1 protein-coding gene is annotated in these 1,063 nt (G+C 39.4%); it reads right to left on the reverse strand.

Going from position 1 to position 1,063, the window contains the following annotated elements; genetic code table 11:
- Positions 1-993 (reverse strand): IS30 family transposase (locus tag CP368_RS10060; RefSeq protein ID WP_098046058.1); only part of this gene is annotated, 993 nt, incomplete at its 3' end.
- Positions 994-1,063 lie beyond the last annotated feature (70 nt).

Raw genomic sequence — 1,063 nt, forward strand, 5'->3', positions numbered from 1 at the left:
ATAAGCCAAGATCTTTCTTGGCAATGAATTGCACCAAGTTTCAATGTCAATGATTTGTTGGAGAGAGTAGTTATGAATATAGTCACCTTTAGGAATGAATCTGCGAATAAGGCCATTATGCCTCTCTACAGTGCCTTTATCACAAGAAGTATATGGATGAGCATAATAAACTAGTGATTTGGAAATATCTTCCAGCTGAGATAGATCCGCAAATTCAGAACCATTATCAGTCGTAATAGTTTTAAAGATATCGTTCCAATGCTCGCTGTATTGCTTGCGCAGACTTTTAAAGGCATTCATTACACTGGCAGCTGTTTTATCTGGGATTTTAATAATTAGGAACTCACGGCTCATGCGTTCAGACAAAGTTAGCAGCACTTCGTCGTCCTTGGTCTTATGGCCTAAAACAAGATCACATTCCCAATGCCCAAACACATCACGCTTATTAACTTCCTGTGGTCGTTGTTCAATACTGCGGCCTAGCTTCTTCTTATTTTTACGAATGCGATGAATTTTGGTATTGCGCTTGAGTTTCTCTGGCAAATCATAGTTATGGATGTTTAACAAGCCTTGATCGACATAATTATAAAGCGTCCTGGTGCAGACAATATCGTTGCTGGTAAATTCCCCTACAGCAGTGCAGCGATTACTGCAGGCGTCGAGCGACCAGCCATCTTCAAAAAAGTGCTGTTGGACGTAATCAATAAACTTATGCTTCTTAAGAAAATCCGATTTGCGTCCACAGTATCGACGATTGTTTTGATAAACACTCTGACCTTGTTGGGCTTTATAACGTTTAACTTTACCGTGATACAGCTTAACAGCCCCTCGTTTGATCTCATAGTGAATTGTACTAGGGGAACAGCCAATTTCTCGAGCGATGGAACGCAAAGAACAATGATCTTTCAAACGAGTTTGAATAATAACCCGCTCTTCAAGCGATAGATGTGTTCCTTTTTTACGCTTGTCCATGATAGAATGTAGTGAGTCCATTTTGACCTCCATAGATGTTTTTGTGGTTATTAACATTCTATCAAACAGGTCCAAATGGACTTTTTATTTT

It is taken from the genome of Lactobacillus sp. UMNPBX17 (genome assembly GCF_002553735.1).
In the GTDB taxonomy this organism is placed as follows: domain Bacteria; phylum Bacillota; class Bacilli; order Lactobacillales; family Lactobacillaceae; genus Lactobacillus; species Lactobacillus gallinarum.